The organism is Ensifer sp. ENS06 (genome assembly GCF_014852205.1).
Classification (GTDB): domain Bacteria; phylum Pseudomonadota; class Alphaproteobacteria; order Rhizobiales; family Rhizobiaceae; genus Ensifer; species Ensifer adhaerens.
The window spans coordinates 489,920-507,018 of the sequence record NZ_JACVBC010000001.1; the positions used below are offsets into that span (position 1 = coordinate 489,920).

Consider the following 17,099-nt stretch of genomic DNA (forward strand, 5'->3'; position numbering starts at 1 on the left):
TCAGACCCTTTCGATGATCGTGGCCGTGCCCATGCCGGCGCCGATGCAGAGCGTGACGAGCGCGGTGTTGAGATCGCGGCGCTCCAGTTCGTCGAGCACGGTGCCGAGGATCATCGCGCCGGTTGCGCCGAGCGGATGGCCCATGGCGATCGCGCCGCCGTTGACGTTGATCTTGTCGTGCGGGATGTCGAAGGCCTGCATGTAGCGCAGCACGACGGCCGCGAAGGCTTCGTTGAGCTCGAAGAGGTCGATGTCCGACAGCTTCATGTCGGCGCGCTTCAGAAGCTTCTCGGTGACGTCGACCGGGCCGGTCAGCATCAGCGCCGGATCGGAGCCGATGTTGGCGAAGGCGCGGATGCGGGCGCGCGGCTTCAGGCCCATGCTTTCGCCGCCGGCCTTGGAGCCGAGCAACACGGCAGCAGCGCCATCGACGATGCCCGAGGAGTTGCCGGCGTGGTGCACGTAGTTGATCTTTTCAATTTCAGGATGCGCCTGGATGCCGACGGCTTCGAAGCCGCCCATTTCGCCCGGCATCTGGAACGACGGGTTGAGCGAGGCGAGCGCCTGCATGTCGGTGCCCGGACGCATGTGCTCGTCGCGGTCGAGGATGGTCAGGCCGTTCTGGTCCTTGAAGGGCACGACGGACTTCTTGAAGTAGCCCTGTTCCCAGGCGTGCGCCGCACGCTTCTGGCTTTCGACCGCATAGGCGTCGACGTCGTCGCGGCTAAAACCGTACTTGGTGGCGATCAGGTCGGCCGAAACGCCCTGCGGCATGAAGAAGGCCGGCAGGTTGACCGAGGGGTCCATGAACCAGGCGCCGCCCGACATGCCGAGGCCGACGCGCGACATCGATTCAACGCCGCCGGCAATCACGATGTCGTCGGCGCCTTGGGCGATCTTGGCTGCGCCAAAGTTGACGGCGTCGAGGCCGGAGGCGCAGAAGCGTGAAATCTGCATGCCAGGCGCACGGGTCGAATAACCGGCTTCGAAGGCGGCAGCCTTCGGGATCACCGCGCCTGCGTCCATCACAGGATCGACGCAACCCATGATGATGTCGTCCACGGTCGAGGTGTCGAGGTCGTTGCGGTCACGCACCGCTTCCAGCATCTTGGCTGCCAGGCGAACGGACGGCACTTCGTGCAGCGATCCGTCCTTCTTGCCACGGCCGCGCGGTGTGCGCACGTGGTCGTAAACGAAGACTTTCGTCATGTCTCATCTCCCTTTCGGCAGCACCGTCAGGTGCTGCCCGTCAAAACATTTTAGATCGAACCCGCGGCGGGATTAGAAAGCGGCCGCATCGAGCGCCATCAGCGTGTCGGCGCCGGTTTCGATGCGGGCCTTGCGCAGGGCCGTTTCCGGCAGGATCCTTTCCATGAAGAAGGTCGCGGTGATCAGCTTGTTCTTCAGATAGTCTGCGCGAGCCGTTTCGCCAGAGGCAAGCTTTTCCTCGGCGGTCTTGGCGATCTTCGCCCACATGTAACCAAGGACGACGAGACCGAAGAGGTGCATGTAGTCGGTCGAGCCGGCGCCGGCATTGTCGGGTTTGGCCATGGCGTTCTGCATGAACCACATGGTGGCCGCCTGCAGGTCGTTGAGGCCCTTCTTCAGCGCCTTGGTATAGACGGCGAGCTTTTCGTTGCTGCGGTTTTCCTCGCAGAAATCGCCGATCTCCTTGAACAGCGCCATGATGGCGCGGCCGCCGTTGAGGCCCAGCTTGCGTCCGACGAGGTCGAGCGCCTGGATGCCGTTGGCGCCTTCATAGATCATCGCGATGCGGGCATCGCGGACATACTGGCTCATGCCGTGTTCTTCGATGTAGCCGTGACCACCGAACATCTGCTGCGCCATGACGGCATGGTCGAAGCCCTTGTCGGTGAGTACGCCCTTCAGGATCGGCGTCATCAGGCCGAGGACGTCGTCGGCCGTCTGGCGGTCGGCATCATTGTCGGAGCGGTGGGCGATGTCGGACTTGAGCGCGGTCCAGAGCGTGAAGGCGCGGCCGGCTTCGTTGAAGGCCTTGATCGTCATCAGGGTGCGGCGCACGTCCGGATGCACGATGATCGGGTCGGCCTTCTTGTCCGGCGCCTTCGGGCCGGAGAGCGAACGGCCCTGGATGCGGTCGCGCGCATAGTTGGCGGCATTCTGGTAGGCGATTTCGGCAATCGAGAGACCCTGCAGGCCGACGCCGAGGCGCGCCTCGTTCATCATCACGAACATGGCGTTGAGGCCCTTGTTCTCCGTGCCGATGAGATAGCCTTCGGCCTCGTCATAGTTCATGACGCAGGTCGAGTTGCCGTGGATGCCCATCTTGTGTTCGATCGCGCCGCAAGAAACGCCGTTGCGTTCGCCCGGCTCGCCGGCGGCATCAAGCTTGAACTTCGGTACGATGAACAGTGAAATGCCCTTCACACCCTCGGGCGCGCCCTCAATGCGGGCGAGCACCAGATGGATGATGTTGTCCGACATGTCGTGTTCGCCGGCAGAGATGAAGATCTTCTGGCCGGAGATCTTGTAGGCGCCGTTGCCGGTGGGCACTGCCTTCGTGCGCAGGAGGCCGAGGTCCGTCCCGCAATGCGGCTCGGTGAGATTCATCGTTCCGGTCCAGGTGCCGGCAACCATCTTCGGCAGGTAGGCCTGCTTCTGCTCGTCCGTGCCATGCACGAGGATCGCGGCGATCGCGCCCTGGGTGAGGCCCGGATACATGGTCAGTGCCATGTTGGCCGACGACATGTATTCGCCGACGGCGGTGTGCAGCGTATAGGGCAGGCCCTGGCCACCGAATTCTTCGGGCACGGCAAGGCCAAGCCAGCCGCCTTCGCGGTACAGGTCGAAGGCTTCCTTGAAGCCCTTCGGCACGCTGACCGAACCGTCGTCGCGACGCTTGCAGCCTTCCTGGTCGCCGGAAAGGTTGACCGGAAACAGGGCTTCTTCGGCAAGCTTGGCAGCTTCGCCGACGATCGCTTCGATCATGTCGGGCGTCGCATCGGCAAATCCGGGCAGGTTGTTGTAGCGCTCGATGCCGAGCACGTCGTTCAGGATGAAGAGGGTATCGTCGACCGGAGCCTTGTAGATGGGCATTCTTTCCTCGCCTTTGGTGCTTCGGGCTGCCGTCTCTCGTCGTCGACGCCCGGTTGCAGGATGCCGGATGCGCCGCCATCCTCATTGATTCCAGGGCATCGTCTCCCTCCCGTGCTTCCACGGGACAGCGGGATGCTCCGGGGCGGTCTCGCATCGTTGGACGGATGCTACAAAATTTTGACGTTTGCGTAAACGTCAAAAATTGCGTGTCGTGCAGTTTGGTGGCGTGTGGGGGAGGTCGGCGGCACTGCGGCGCCTCAACTTCGCACGATCCTGCCAAATCGTTAAAAAATCATCCGCAGGTTAACCGCTTGTTTACCACGTTTCGTGAAAGGTGCGTGTTGAGATGGTCAAAGCTGCAACCTGTCCTGGCGTCGCATCGTTGTAGTTTTGCCCGCGTCGGAAGCGCCACAGGGGTGAAGAAAGCAGTTTTCTTCCGTGACGACTTTCGAGATGGCCGACGACAGGGGCGAAGAACAACATGAGCGGATTGCGATCAAATCCTCAGCGCGCAGGCAGCCAGTCCTATAGCGAGCGGCCGTCGCTCGACGCCTTGAACCGCACCATCGAAGGATTGGAGGCGCGGATCGAAGGCCTGATGAGCGGCACGGCTCGCGACCCGGCGCCAAGGCCGCCCGAGCGCCAACCCGCCCGCGAACCCGTGCGGGAAACGGCCTCGCCCCGCGATGCCGTCGCCGAAATCATGCAGCGCCAGCGCAGCCTCAGCACCTCGCGTGAGCGCCCGACGCTTCGCGACCGGGTGCCGCAGCGCGAGCCGGAACGTTATGCCCCCGAACGCCCTGTTTCCGAGCGCCCGATCTCCGATCGTTACGTCGAAGAGCCGCGCCAGCAACCGCTTCACAGCCAACCTCCGCGGCCCGCCTCCGCGGTCAACGATATCGCCGAAGCGCTTGTCGGTTTGCGCCAGGACCTGAAGCGCGACATCACTGACGGCCTGACGCGCGAGATGAATTCGCTGCGCACCGAAATTCGCGGCATCAAGGCGCAGGCGCAGGATCACAGCTTTGCCGAAGACGTGCGCGGCGACATGCAGCGCCTTGCCGATAGCATCCAGCATCTCGGCCGCCAGGCATCGCCCGCCCAGGCCGATGCGCTGCGCGGCGATTTTGACGACCTGCGCGCGATGATCGACGGTCTCGCGCGCGAAGACAGCATGCGCCGGATGGAAAACCGCTGGAGCGGTGTCGAAGACCGGTTGATCGCCTTTGATCAGAACCGCGACGACGAACTGGTCGCGCTCGCCTATCGCCTGGACGAAATCAAGTCGCAGATCGGCTCGCTCCAGGGAAGCTCCGCCGTCGACGCGCTGGAAGACAAGCTGATCGCCGTCGCCCAGGCGATCGAAATGCTCGGTCGCCAGATCCAGCCGGACGATCGCCGCCTCGTCTCGCAGTTTGCCGATCTCGACAGCCGTCTCGACGAAATCAGCCGCGCCATCGCGGCCAACACTCGCACGACGCCCGGGCTGGATTCCGGCTTTGTCAATCGCCTGGAAAGCCGGCTTGGCGATCTCTCCCGCCAGATCGACAGCCTGTCGCGCCCGAACGACGGTGGGCTCGGTGCGCGCCTCGAAGCCTTGACCGTCCGGGTCGAGGATCTCGCCGGTGAAAAGGCGGCTGCCCGCTTGGAAGAGCGGCTGGACCAGCTGTCGATGATGATGGAGCGCAGCAGCAGGACCGCGCAGTCGGACCTCAACGATTACCTGTCGGACATTTCCCGCAAGATCGAAGCTCTCGACCAGGGCAGCGTCAATGATGCGCTCGCCGAACGGCTGGACTATCTCGCCCGCCGAATTGACGAGCTTGACACCCATGGCGCCCAGCCCGCGTCCGATCCGCGCTTCGACCGGCTGGAAGATCGCCTGGTCGGTATTGCGCAGCGTCTGGAAGAGACCTACGCCGCGCCGTTCGACGACCGCGCGGCACTTCAGAACCTTGAAGCCCAGATTGCCAACCTGTCGACGCTGGTCAGCCAGCCGCGGGCGGACGTCGCCCAAAGCGCCATGCCCGTCGACTACGAAAGCCGCATGACCGCGCTCGAGGACTATTTCTCGACCAGCGACGAGTACATCGTGGAAGCCGCGCGCCAGGCCGCCGAAGCTGTGATGGAAGCCTATTCCAAGAACGGCCCTTCGCAGGCCTCCGCCGGTGGCGATCTGGCAGCGATCTCGGCACTCGCCGAAGACTTGAGGACGCTTGAGGACTTGAGCCGCTCCAGCGAAGAGCGGACTGCGCGCACCTTCGAGGCGCTGCACGAAACGCTCGTCCACATTGCCGACAAGCTGGAGCGCATCGAAAACCGCGAGCCGGCAATGGCGGCGCAGCCTGCCATGGCGGTGGTGCGCGAAGCGGCTCAGATGCCGCGCGCCGCACAGCCGGAGTTCCACGACCCCTTCGGTGGCGGCGATCTTGATGATCGCTACGACGACCTGCAGCGCAATGTCCGTGCCCTCCAGGCAGAGGACCAGGCCGTCGCGGTTCAACCCGCCGAACCGGCAACAGCCCTTGCCGACGATGCGCAGATTTCGACCGTCGAGCTCGAAGAAGAGCGCGAGCCGGCTGCCGCCGCCCGCACCGGCCTGCTCGCCGGCCTCACCCGGCGCTTTTCCGGCAAGCGCTCGGAACCGGCGCCGGAACAGGCACGCAAGCTCGTAGAGCCGACCCCGTCGATCGATCCCTCCGAAATGCTCGCGCCGGAAGAAGCGAACCAGCTGCTCGAGCCGGGCTCCGGCGTTCCCGACGTGAAGAAGATCCTGGAACGCGTGCGCGCCGGGCAGATGAACAAGGCAGGCATCCAGCCGGCCGATGGCGACAAATCGGACTTCATCGCCGCCGCCCGCCGCGCCGCCCAGCTTGCCGTCGAAGAGACCGACACCCTCAACAAGACCGGCGACAGGGCCGCGACGTCCGGCATCGGCGGCGCCTTCGCCCGCCATCGCCGGCCGATCCTCATGGCCGTCGGCGCCGTCCTTTTGGCGATCATGTCCTACCCGCTGGTCAGCTCGATGCTGAACAAGGACGAGATGCCGGTCGAACCGGTCGCGGTCATCGAGCAGACGGTCACTCCGCAGGCAGCCGAGTTCAAGGCCGCCGACGACCATCTGGTGCAGGGCACGACCGTCGCGGCGCAGGAAGCACCGGTTACCGCGTCTGAGACGGCCGTTGCGACGCCGCTCGATTCCGTCGAAACGCCCGTGAAGCCTCCCGAGGCCTCGATCGCGGTGACGGCAACGACCGTGCCGACGACCACATTTGCAACGCCCGAAGACAAGGCGCCGATGCTTGCGCCGGTCGCCGAAACGAAGACGCCGGTCACCGAGTTCCAGCCGGCTCCGGCCGCAGCGTCGCCGGTGGCGAACGCTTCGCTCGCCAGCGCGCCGGCCGATGGCGCCGCGATGACCCCGGCGACGACAGCTGCTGCCGCTGTGCCCACCGACGTCGTGTTGCCGGAAGGTTTCGGTCCGGTCGCGCTGGTGACCGCGGCCAAGGGCGGCGACCCGCTCGCCTTCTACGAAATCGCCGTGCGCTTCACCGAGGGCCGTGGTGTTCAGGAAAACATGGCTGAAGCCGCCAAATGGTATCAGCGCGCCGCCGATGCCGGTGTCGTGCCGGCACAGTACCGCCTCGCGACCCTTTACGAGAAGGGCACCGGCGTGACGCGCGACGCGGCGAAGGCGAAGGCGCTCTATATCGCTTCCGCTGGCCAGGGCAACGCCAGCGCCATGCACAACCTCGCGGTGATGCTGGCAAGCGGCCGCGATGGCGCGCCTGACTTCAACGAGGCAACGAAGTGGTTTGCGAAGGCGGCCGAGCTCGGCATCCGCGACAGCCAGTTCAACCTTGCGGTTCTCTATGCCCGTGGCAACGGCGTGCCGCAGGACCTGACGGAATCCTACAAGTGGTTCTCGGCGGCTGCCCGCGAAGGCGATCTCGATGCCGGCGCCAAGCGCGACGAAGTTGCCAAGGCGATGAAGCCGGAGCAGCTCGAAAGCGCCAAGGCCAAGGCGGAAGCCTGGAAGGCTGAACCGGTCGACGCCAAGGCAAACAGCGTCGACGTTCCGGATGCCTGGGTTGGCCCGGCCAACAAGACCGCCAGCGTCGACATGAGCAAGGCGGTCCGCAACATCCAGGCGATCCTCAACAACAACGGCTTTGACGCTGGCAAGCCGGATGGCCAGATGGGCAAGAAGACCGTCGCCGCCATCAAGGCCTTCCAGAAGTCGGTCGGCCAGGAGCCGACGGGCGAAATCACCGAGCAGTTGGTCAAGGAATTGCTGAAGCGCAATTCCTGACCCTTGGGCCTTGCGCCGTAATAAAGCCGCAGAGCCGGGCGACACGGGTTGCGGGTGGCGCAGCCATCCGCCATGTGGCTGAAAAGGTTGAAATCTCGGGCTGCTGCATAATTCCTTAATCGGAATCGGGCTAAGGAAGAACCGATGCAGCAATCAAGGTCCGATTCGTGGCCTTGGCACGTCCTGGCGGAAGCGCAACGCTGCAGGAGTGCATGACGGAGGCCGCCTCGCCCTCGGGAGAGGTGCCGGCCCTTCGAATATTCCCTCAATCGTGGTGATTTGATTGCCACACTGACTGGTTCGCCCGCATCGCGGGCCGTTGGCATATCGAGGTCCCGGCGTGTCGATTTATCTGCCCATCGCAGAGTTGTCGGTGAACATACTCATCATTCTCGGTATGGGCGCCGCAGTCGGCTTTCTGTCCGGCATGTTCGGCGTCGGTGGCGGGTTCCTGATCACCCCGCTCCTGATCTTCTACAATATTCCTCCCGTCGTAGCGGTAGCGACCGGTGCCAACCAGGTGGTGGCCTCGTCGATTTCGGGGGCGATCACGCATTTCCGGCGTGGTACGATCGACATCAAGCTCGGCACGGTGCTCTTATGCGGTGGTCTTGCCGGCGCGACCGTCGGCGTCTGGCTGTTCTCGCTGCTGCGTCGCCTCGGCCAGCTCGACCTGGTGATCTCGCTGCTTTACGTCGTGCTGCTCGGCACCGTTGGCGGCCTGATGCTTTGGGAGAGCGTCGTCGCCATGCGCAAGGCGGCCAAGAACCAGCAGACGACCTTGCGTCGCCCTGGCCAGCACAACTGGGTGCATGGCCTGCCCTTGAAGATGCGCTTCAAGAAATCGAAGATTTACCTGAGCGTCATCCCGGTTGTCGCCCTCGGCTTCTGCATCGGCATCCTGACCTCGGTCATGGGTGTCGGCGGCGGCTTCATCATGGTGCCGGCGATGATCTATCTCCTGCGCATCCCGACCAATGTCGTCGTCGGCACGTCGCTGTTCCAGATCATCTTTGTTTCGGCCTACACGGTCATCGTCCAGGCTTCGACCAACTACACCGTCGATATCGTGCTCGCCTTCGTACTGATGATCGCCGGTGTCATCGGTGCCCAATACGGCGTACGCGTCGGCCAGAAGCTGCGCGGCGAACAGCTGCGCGCATTGCTGGCCTTGCTTGTTCTTGCCGTCGGCATCCGTCTGGCAATCGAGCTCATCATTCCGCCGAAGGACGTCTATTCGGTCGTATCCGCGGGGTTCGGTTTCTGATGATCCGCCTCGCCCGCACAACTCTCGCTCTCCTTGTTCTGGCTTTCGCCGCCCCGGCGCAGGCAGCCATCCAGGACGAGAATGCCGACTTCACCGAGAAGCTGGAGATCGGCATCTCCACCGACGAGATCGCCATCACTTCCGATTTCCGCGGCGCCGACCTGACGATCTTCGGCGCAGTCGACGGCTTCGATCAGGGCCTGCTGGCCCAGGGTCGCTACAACATCGTCGTCAGCCTCGAAGGGCCCAAGGACAACGCGACGGTGCGTAAGAAGGAGCGCGTCTTCGGCATCTGGGTGAACACCAGCTCCATGACCTTCGAGCTGGTGCCTGAATCCTATTCGCTGTCGTCGACGCGCGATATCGAGACGATCGCGCCGCCCGGCGAGATGGGCAACATGGGCATCGGCGTCGACCACATGCGGCTGGTGCCGCTCGGCTTCGTCGGTGACGGCAGCAATCTCGGCGAATTCCGCAACGCCTTCCGCCGGATCCGCGAGACCAGCGGCGTCTACGAGCGCGATCCCGGCGGCGTGCAGTTCATCAGCTCCAGCCTCTTCAAGGCGTCGGTGCGCTTGCCGGCCAACGTGCCGAACGGCGTGCATGTGGTTCGCGCCTATCTCTTCCGTGACGGCGTCTTCGTCGCCGCCAAGGCGCTGCCGCTGCGTGTCGTCAAGACCGGCCTGGAACAGTTCATCACCCAGGCGGCACACCAGCAGCCGCTGCTCTATGGCCTCATGGCCGTGCTGCTCGCCGTCATCACCGGCTGGGGCGCCAGCGTGATCTTCCGCAAGGAATAGTGACGGGCGATCTTCGCCGACGTTTCCTTTTGCGCGCCGGAGCGCTATGGAAAGGCATGCCGAATGCGTTTCATCAGCGCATGCCATGGCAAATAAAAAACAGAGGAAGCTCGATGAAACCGATTTTTGTCCAGTTGCAGTGCGCTCCCGGCAAGACCTACGAGGTTGCCGACGAGATCTACCGCAAGGAGATCGTTTCGGAGATGTATTCGACGAGCGGCGATTACGACCTGATCATCAAGGTCTATATCGAAGAAGGCCAGGACATCGGCAAGTTCATCAACGACAACATTGCCACGGTGCCGGGCATCTCGCGCTCGCTGACGACGCTGACCTTCAACGCCTTCTGATTACCGGCGGATCCCCGGCGCGGGAGAGCCGCGCCGTTTTCCCCGCCCTCTTCAGGCGATGAGATTGGCAAAGCGAACCGAATAGATCCGGTCGCGCCCGAGCATATGGGCGACAAGCTTGCTGCGGTCGAAGAGGCCGGTCATGGCCCGGTGCCTGAGATCGAGCCCGCCAGTGGTGACCCCGAAAGCTGGCATCAGCATGCGCGTGCCATCGGTCGCAAAACAGGCGCGGCGCACTGCTCTTTCCCGTCTTACCACCGTTGCTGCCGGATGCAGGTGCCCGGCGATCTCGCCGACGGCATCGCCGCGCTTCGGCTCGTGCCGGAAGGTCAGGCCCGCATGGCCAAGTTCGTCCATCGAGGCGCCCGGCAGCCCGAAAGCGCCGTCCGGGTCGTGGTTGCCGTTGATCCAGACCCATTCGCGCCCATGCGCCATGGCGGCAATCATGTGGCGGAAATCATCGGGCATTGCCGCCGAACCGACGCGGTCATGGAAGTTGTCGCCGAGGCTGATGACGAACTTCGGGTCGTGCCGCGCGATCGCCGCTTCAAGCACACGCAGCGTCGCCAGCGTATCGTAAGGCGGCAAAAGCATGCCGCGGCGGGCAAAGGCGGAGCCTTTCTCCAGATGCAGGTCGGAGACGACCAGCGTGCCCGTCTCCGGCAGGTAGAGGCTACCGAGCGGATCGCAGATCGCGATGACGCCGTTGACGATTGTCTGGGCATGGAGGAGGGGGGCAGTCGTCTGGGCCGAGAGGGCGTGGGCGAGGCGGTGCATGGTCACGGTCTCGCACATTGTGTTGCGAGGATAATACCCCCCTCTGGCCGGCAGGGCAGAGGGGGGTAACCCGCCGACATCGACAGACTGCTCATTCTCGAAACCATTTTCCTATCAATCCACATCCAGACCGCCCATCGCCTCGTGGATCAGGTCGTCGGCGGCTTCCGACAGCAGGAAGTCCTGCGCTTCGCCCTGGACCATTTCCTTGCCGATCTCCAACATGACGGGCACCGCCAGCGGCGAGATCCGGTCGAGCCGTCGATGCGTGATGTGGCCCTTGATTCGCTTCAGCATATCCCCGAGGCGGGCGATGTCCAAAAGCCCCGTCGCCGCATCGTTGCGGGTCGCTTCGAGCAGCAGGTGATCCGGCTCGTGCGCGTGCAATACGTCGTAAATGAGGTCTGCCGAGACCGTCACCTGCCGGCCGGTCTTTTCCTTGCCGGGATGGCGCTGGTCGATGAGGCCGGCGATGACGGCGCAGTTGCGGAAGGTCCGTTTGAGCAGGAAGGATTCGTTGAGCCAGGCTTCGAGGTCGTCGCCGAGCATGTCCTCGTCGAAGAGATCGGCAAGCGCGCCGCGCCTGAGCTCGAAGGTGGCCCCGAGGTCGTCGAGCGCCCAGACCGCCAGCGAGTAATCGGTGGCGACGAAACCGAGCGGTTTCAGCCCGGCGCGATCGAGCCGGCGGGTAAGCAGCATGCCGAGCGTCTGGTGGGCCAACCGCCCTTCGAAGGCATAGATGACCATGTAATGGCGGCTGCCGCGCGGAAAGGTCTCGATCAGAAGCTCGTCCTCGCGCGGCAGCATCGAGACGTCCTTCTGCAAGGACAGCCAGTCGCGCACCTGTTCCGGCAGCGCTGCCCGGCGCGCCGGATCGGCAAGCATCCTGCGGACCTGCTCGGCGAGGTAAGTCGAGAGTGGGAACTTGCCGCCGGCATAGCTCGGCACCTTGGGATCGAACGTGAAGGCCTGGCTGACCAGGCACTCGTTTTCGCGGATGCCCTCGAAACGCAGCACCTTGCCGGAGAACATGAAGGTGTCGCCCTGGGACAGCATTTCGAGAAAATACTCTTCGACCTTGCCGAGCGGCATGCCGCCGCGGCCAAGCGAGCCGCGGGCGTTGCGCTTGACCAAACGCACGTTCAGCATCGGCGATTCGACGATGGTGCCGACGTTCAGCCGGTACTGTTGCGCCACCAGCGGATTGGAGACGCGATAGAGCCCGTCCTTGGTCTTGCGGATGCGGGCATAGCGCTCGTAGGTCTTCAGCGCATAGCCGCCGGTGGCAACGAAATCGATGACGCGCTCGAAGGTCTCCCAGGCGAGCGTCGCATAAGGCGAGGCGGTGGTGATTTCATCGAACAATGCGAGCGGATCGAAAGGCGCGGCGCAAGCCATGCCGAGCACGTGCTGGGCGAGCACGTCGAGAGCGCCCTTGCCGACGGGTGGCGTGTCCTGCGCGCCGATATAGTTGGCGTCGAGTGCGGCCTGGCATTCCATCACCTCGAAGCGGTTGGCCGGCACCAGGATCGCCTTCGACGGTTCGTCCATGCGGTGGTTGGCGCGGCCGATGCGCTGGGCAAGGCGACTCGCGCCCTTCGGTGCGCCCACATGCACGACGAGATCGACATCGCCCCAGTCGATGCCGAGGTCGAGCGTCGAGGTCGCAACGACCGCCCGAAGGCGGTTCTCCGCCATCGCCGCCTCGACTTTGCGGCGCTGGGCGACGTCGAGCGAACCGTGATGCAGCGCGATCGGCAGGTTGTCGTCGTTGATCGTCCAGAGCTCCTGGAAGAGCAGCTCCGCCTGGCTGCGGGTGTTGACGAAGAGCAGGGTGGTGCCGTGCTCCTTGATCGCTTCGTAGACATCGGCGATGGCGTAGCGTGCCGAGTGCCCGGCCCAGGGCACATGCTCCTCGGTCTTCAGAATGGAGATCTGCGGCTTGGCCCCGCCCTGGACCTGGACCAGACCGGCATGGTTGTGCGCGTCCGGCTCTTGCGGCGCCAGCCAACGCTGCAGTTCCATCGGGTCGGCGACCGTTGCCGAAAGGCCGATCGTCTGCAGGCCGGGCGCCAGCCGGCGCAGCCGCGCCAGACCGAGGGAGAGAAGATGGCCGCGTTTGGAGGTGACGAGCGAATGCAGCTCGTCAAAGACGACGTAGCGCAGGTCCTTGAAGAAGCGTTGCGCCTCGCCGTTGGCGAGCAGCAGCGCCAGTTGCTCCGGCGTCGTCAGCAGGATGTCGGGCGGATTGAGCTTCTGCCGCTGACGCTTGGCGGTCGGCGTATCGCCGGTACGGTTTTCGACGCGCACAGGCAGTCCCATTTCGCCGACCGGTTTCATCAGGTTGCGCTCGATATCGACGGCGAGCGCCTTCAGAGGCGAGATGTAGAGCGTGTGGATGCCGACGAAGGCTGCGCCCGGCGGGATCTTGCCGCGCCGGGTGAGATCGACCAGCGAAGGCAGGAAGCCGGCGAGCGTCTTGCCGGCGCCGGTCGGAGCGATCAGCAGCGTGCTTTCCCCGGCCTCGGCGCGGGCGAGCAGCTCCAGCTGGTGCGCACGCGGCCGCCAGCCCTTCTCGCCGAACCAGCGCAGAAAGGGAGCGGGCAGGGTCAGGGCATCGCCCTGCGGCTCTCTGGAATCGATCCTGTTCACGGAGAACAAAGGTAGATCAAATCCGCCAAAAGAGAAGCCTGTCCGATGGGTGCAATCACAGGCATTGACTCTCCGTCTAATCATAGATAAAAATTATCCACGATTAAGGAGCCGCCCATGAAACTCGGTGACGGGGTCGAGCAGGCCATTCACAGCGTGACGATGCTGAGCTGTCTTCAGCCGGGCAGCACCCTGTCGGCGGCCGCTCTTGCCGAGTTCCATGGCGTCTCTACGAGCTATCTCTTGAAGCACCTGCAGGCGATGTCCGGTGCCGGACTGCTGGAGGCAGTTCCGGGTCCTAAGGGCGGTTACCGGCTCGCGAAGACGCCGGAGAAGATTACCTTGCTCGATATCGTGCTTGCGGTCGAAGGCCCGGAGCCGGCGTTCCGGTGCAACGAGATCCGGCTGCGCGGTCCCAATCCCTATGCCTGCAAGCCGACCGCGCCCTGCACCATCAATGTTGCGATGCTGAGAGCCGAGCAGGCCTACCGCACCGAACTCAGGCGCGTGACCATCGCCAGCATCCTGGATGACCTCAACGCCAAGGATGACGGCAGCGTATGGGCGCGAACCGAAGCCTTTCTGGCGATCAACGAGCGCAAATCGTCCGCCAGCGCCTGACCCCCATCAACCCGTTAAGCCCAAGGAGAAGACCATGCAGCCGCGTTTCAACTTCGTTCAAGCCGCTCCCGATGCCTACAAGGCCGCGGCCGCCTTCGACAGCTACATCGTCAAGGAATCCGGCCTGGAGCCGCGCCTGATCCACCTGATCAAGCTGCGCGCCTCGCAGATCAACGGCTGCGCCTATTGCATCGACATGCATGTGAAAGAGGCGCGCCACACCGGTATGAGCGAGCAGTGGATTCACCTGATCTGCGCCTGGCGGGAATCGCCGATCTATGACGCGCGTGAGCGCGCCGTGCTCGCTTGGACGGAATCGCTGACCAACCTTGCCCAGACCGGCGCACCCGACGCGGATTTCGAGCCGCTGCGCGCGCACTTCAGCGAGGCTGAAATCACCAAGATCACCATGGCGATCGGCGTCATCAATGTCTGGAACCGTGTCGCTGTCGGCCTGCGCTCGCAGCATCCGGTCGATCAGCCGGTCAAGGCCGCCTGATATCGCGTGAGGAACCTCCAGCTAGCCCCGAGGTCCGCTTCGGGGCTAGCTGCTCTGCATCCTAGAGCATCCGCGTTCAGATGAACGTACGGCGTTCTAGAGCGCGATGTAACGATCGGCGCGGTGGTTGATGGCCACGAACAGGTTCAAGACGACAGCACCGAGCACCGACCAGGCAACGACGGTGGGCGAGGTCACGCCGAAGGCGAAGACAAGCACGACCATGTCGATCGCAAGCTGCACGAGGCCGGCGCGAATGCCGAAGCGCTCCTGCAGATAGATGCCGAGAATACCGACGCCGCCGAGGCTGGCGCGGTGGCGGTAGAGCGCAAGCAGGCCGTAGCCGAGCAGAAGTCCGCCGAGCAGGGCCGCCCAAGCTGGCTGGATCGTGCCGATCTGGAAGAGGCGCGACTGGATGTCTGTCAGGAACGAGGTCACGCCGATGGCGATGAAGGTCTTGACCGTGAAGGCCGGGCCCAGACGCTTCAGCGACAGGTAGAAGAACGGCAGGTTCAGCAGGAAGAAGGCGAGGCCGAAATTGATGCCGAAAGCATAGTGCAAAAGGAAGGCGACGCCCGCCGTGCTGCCGGTCAAAAGGCCGGCGCTTGCGAGGAAATAGAGGCCGAGCGCCGCAATCAGGCTGCCGGTAAAGATGCCCTGCAGGTCCTCGACGGCGGAGTGCCGGGTCGGGCTGGTGTTCCAGAGACCGAAAACGCTGCTGATCTGGGCCATGGCAAATCCTCGATTGCGATGGCTTGAGCAATGCTGCAATGCACAACAACAATCAAGAAAAATATGTCAGTTATGCTGACCTATTTTTGCGACTCTGCCTTGCGTTTTATGCAGGCTTGCGCGCCAGGAACAGGATGCCGAAGACTGGCTCTCCCGCATCCATGCGGATGACCGTGTGCTCCATGGCCACAAGCTCCAGTCCATGCGTTGCGCAGAGGCCGCGGACATAGGTCTCGCTGTGAGCGTAGCGCAGCGACGGCCGCAGCAGGAACTCCTCCCCCTCGCCGGCGTCCTCTACCGAGAACGCAAAATGGCCCTGAGGGGTGAGCAGGCGCGTGGTGATGTCGAAGACACTGTCGAGATTGCCGAGATACATGAGCACGTCGGCGGCGCTGACGAGATCGGCTCGGGCGGTGGCGAAGTTGCCGAAGATGCCGGAAACCTCCGGCGAAAGAGAGAGATCGGCGCGGGCCAGCCGATCGTAGGTGGATTTCGCCTCGGCCTTGGCGAGCATGTTGATGGAGATGTCGAAACCTTCGAGGAACTGTGCCTGATCCCGGATGCGCTCGCCGAAGAGGCCGGTGCCGCACCCGAGATCCGTCACATGCTCGAAGATGAGGCCTCCCGTGTGGCTTTGCCCGATATGGCTTTGAATGAGCGCCGCGAGCTTCTGCGGCACGGTATAACCGAGTTTCTCCACCAGGGCCTTGTCGAAGCGATCGGCATAGTCGTCGAAGAGGCGCTCGACATAGAGGCTCGGGGGCTGTTCGGGCATGGCCGCAGCGCCAAGCAGAGCCAGTTTGAGGCCGGCGCCGAAGATATCCTGGGGGCTGAGCGCCAGCGTTTTCCTCAGCGCTTCGATCGCCGCCTCTTTCCGGCCAGATTTTTCTTCATAGTCCGCGAGCCGAAACCAGCCGGCTGCCCAGTTGGGTGCCTGTTCCAGCGCTTGCGCCATGAGTTCGGCCGCACTTGCGGGCTCGCCGCCCTCGGCAAGCATTTTTGCGTAGTCGGCGCGGCGGTCGGCGATCAGGTCGCCGGAGGAGAGCTGGTTGAGCGTCATCAATGTGAGATGTTGGTTGCGATTAGCGCTTCTGACGCCGGATGCCGCAAAATACAAGCGGAATCTGGCGCGATCGGAAGCGCGGGCCGTGCCCGCCGGGGCCGGTGACTTGCGACGCTGCCGATCGCGGCTTATGTGAAGACAAACAGGAGAAGTTCGCTGATGTCGGACGGAATGAACAGATTCTTGGGTGACTCGCCGCTGCGTGTGCTGGTCAAGCTCATCGTGGTGTCGATCCTCGTCGGCTTCGTGATGAGGATGTTCGGCTGGTATCCGACCGATATCTACTTTGCCGTCCGCAACTTCCTGCTCGACCTCTGGTACACCGGCTTTGCAGCGCTTGGTCGGGTGGGCGACTATCTGCTGCTCGGCGCCGTGATCGTCGTGCCGGCCTTCGTCATCCTGCGCGTCCTGAACTTTCGGCGTTGACGATGCAGGACCGCCTTCTTCTGATCGAACGCCGCGGCCTGCTGCGTGCGACCGCCATCCTCTCGCTCGGCGCACTTGCCGGCTGCACGACGTCCAAGGTGCTGATGCCCGAAAGCGGCACCGGCAGCGACCAGACCGCAGCGAGCCTCGGTTATGTCAACAAGCTGCGCAAGGGCAAGGGCCTGACCGAGCTCGTCGCCGACCATGCGGCGTCCGTCGCTGCGATGAACCAGGCGGCGCGCATGGCCAAGGCCGGCAAGATGCAGCACCTGATCGGCTGGAACGACAGTTTCTACGACCGCATGAAGGGCCAGGGCGTGACGCTTCCGGCCGCCGAAAACATCGCCGTGGGCCAGGACGATGCCGAACGCGCCTATGACGCCTGGTACAGGTCGCCCAAGCATCTCGAAAACATGCTCGGCAATTACCGTGGCCTGGGCGTTGCCGTCGCGCAGAACGCAGCCTCCGGCAACCGTCCGTTCTGGGCGATGGTACTTTCGGGCTGATAGCGTCCGCATTCGT

General features: G+C 63.8%; 14 protein-coding genes. 8 read left to right on the forward strand and 6 right to left on the reverse strand.

Annotation, left to right across the window (positions count from 1 at the left end; all coding sequences use genetic code 11):
* Together IB279_RS02455 and IB279_RS02460 are read right to left on the reverse strand one after the other, a co-directional pair.
* Complete coding sequence (locus IB279_RS02455; protein WP_034797134.1) at positions 1-1,209, reverse strand: acetyl-CoA C-acetyltransferase; 1,209 nt, start codon at positions 1,207-1,209, stop codon at positions 1-3.
* A 72-nt stretch (positions 1,210-1,281) separates the two neighbouring features.
* Positions 1,282-3,078, reverse strand: a complete 1,797-nt coding sequence (locus IB279_RS02460) for an acyl-CoA dehydrogenase C-terminal domain-containing protein (protein WP_113187503.1) — start codon at positions 3,076-3,078, stop codon at positions 1,282-1,284.
* A gap of 481 nt (positions 3,079-3,559) precedes the next feature.
* On the opposite strand from IB279_RS02460, the gene IB279_RS02465 reads away from it, so the two are divergent.
* The 4 genes from IB279_RS02465 to IB279_RS02480 all read left to right on the forward strand — a co-directional run bounded on the left by IB279_RS02465 (position 3,560) and on the right by IB279_RS02480 (position 9,807).
* Positions 3,560-7,390: a peptidoglycan-binding protein gene (locus IB279_RS02465; RefSeq protein ID WP_113187502.1), complete on the forward strand. Its 3,831-nt coding sequence runs from the start codon at positions 3,560-3,562 to the stop codon at positions 7,388-7,390.
* A gap of 340 nt (positions 7,391-7,730) precedes the next feature.
* Positions 7,731-8,657, forward strand: coding sequence for a sulfite exporter TauE/SafE family protein (locus tag IB279_RS02470; protein WP_034797131.1), 927 nt, complete (start codon positions 7,731-7,733; stop codon positions 8,655-8,657).
* On the forward strand, positions 8,657-9,457 hold the full coding sequence (locus IB279_RS02475; RefSeq protein WP_113187501.1) for a TIGR02186 family protein: 801 nt from the start codon (positions 8,657-8,659) through the stop codon (positions 9,455-9,457). The genes IB279_RS02470 and IB279_RS02475 overlap by 1 nt, the downstream gene beginning before the upstream one ends.
* A gap of 113 nt (positions 9,458-9,570) precedes the next feature.
* Positions 9,571-9,807: an Lrp/AsnC ligand binding domain-containing protein gene (locus IB279_RS02480; RefSeq protein WP_034797129.1), complete on the forward strand. Its 237-nt coding sequence runs from the start codon at positions 9,571-9,573 to the stop codon at positions 9,805-9,807.
* Positions 9,808-9,858: 51 nt separating this feature from the next.
* Here IB279_RS02480 and pdeM read toward each other — a convergent pair whose 3' ends face one another.
* Positions 9,859-10,584 carry a ligase-associated DNA damage response endonuclease PdeM gene (pdeM, locus tag IB279_RS02485; protein ID WP_060581904.1) on the reverse strand — a complete coding sequence of 242 codons (726 nt, stop codon included), beginning with the start codon at positions 10,582-10,584 and terminating at the stop codon, positions 9,859-9,861.
* Positions 10,585-10,698: 114 nt separating this feature from the next.
* The gene (locus tag IB279_RS02490; RefSeq protein ID WP_162741139.1) at positions 10,699-13,245 is read right to left on the reverse strand and encodes a ligase-associated DNA damage response DEXH box helicase; all 2,547 of its coding nucleotides are present in this window, start codon (positions 13,243-13,245) and stop codon (positions 10,699-10,701) included.
* Positions 13,246-13,353: 108 nt separating this feature from the next.
* On the opposite strand from IB279_RS02490, the gene IB279_RS02495 reads away from it, so the two are divergent.
* Together IB279_RS02495 and IB279_RS02500 are read left to right on the forward strand one after the other, a co-directional pair.
* Positions 13,354-13,857 carry an Rrf2 family transcriptional regulator gene (locus IB279_RS02495; RefSeq protein ID WP_060522333.1) on the forward strand — a complete coding sequence of 168 codons (504 nt, stop codon included), beginning with the start codon at positions 13,354-13,356 and terminating at the stop codon, positions 13,855-13,857.
* 34 nt (positions 13,858-13,891) lie between these two features.
* Positions 13,892-14,356, forward strand: coding sequence for a carboxymuconolactone decarboxylase family protein (locus IB279_RS02500; RefSeq protein WP_034797125.1), 465 nt, complete (start codon positions 13,892-13,894; stop codon positions 14,354-14,356).
* A gap of 96 nt (positions 14,357-14,452) precedes the next feature.
* On the opposite strand, the gene IB279_RS02505 is transcribed toward IB279_RS02500, so the two are convergent.
* Positions 14,453-15,088: a YitT family protein gene (locus IB279_RS02505; RefSeq protein ID WP_034797123.1), complete on the reverse strand. Its 636-nt coding sequence runs from the start codon at positions 15,086-15,088 to the stop codon at positions 14,453-14,455.
* A gap of 106 nt (positions 15,089-15,194) precedes the next feature.
* Entirely contained in the window at positions 15,195-16,148 is a 954-nt protein-coding gene (locus IB279_RS02510; protein WP_060581870.1) for a methyltransferase, read from the reverse strand.
* A 162-nt stretch (positions 16,149-16,310) separates the two neighbouring features.
* On the opposite strand from IB279_RS02510, the gene IB279_RS02515 reads away from it, so the two are divergent.
* Entirely contained in the window at positions 16,311-16,577 is a 267-nt protein-coding gene (locus tag IB279_RS02515; protein ID WP_034797119.1) for a DUF6460 domain-containing protein, read from the forward strand.
* Positions 16,578-16,579: 2 nt separating this feature from the next.
* Positions 16,580-17,083 carry a CAP domain-containing protein gene (locus tag IB279_RS02520; RefSeq protein ID WP_034797109.1) on the forward strand — a complete coding sequence of 168 codons (504 nt, stop codon included), beginning with the start codon at positions 16,580-16,582 and terminating at the stop codon, positions 17,081-17,083.
* The last annotated feature ends 16 nt before the right edge of the window (positions 17,084-17,099 follow it).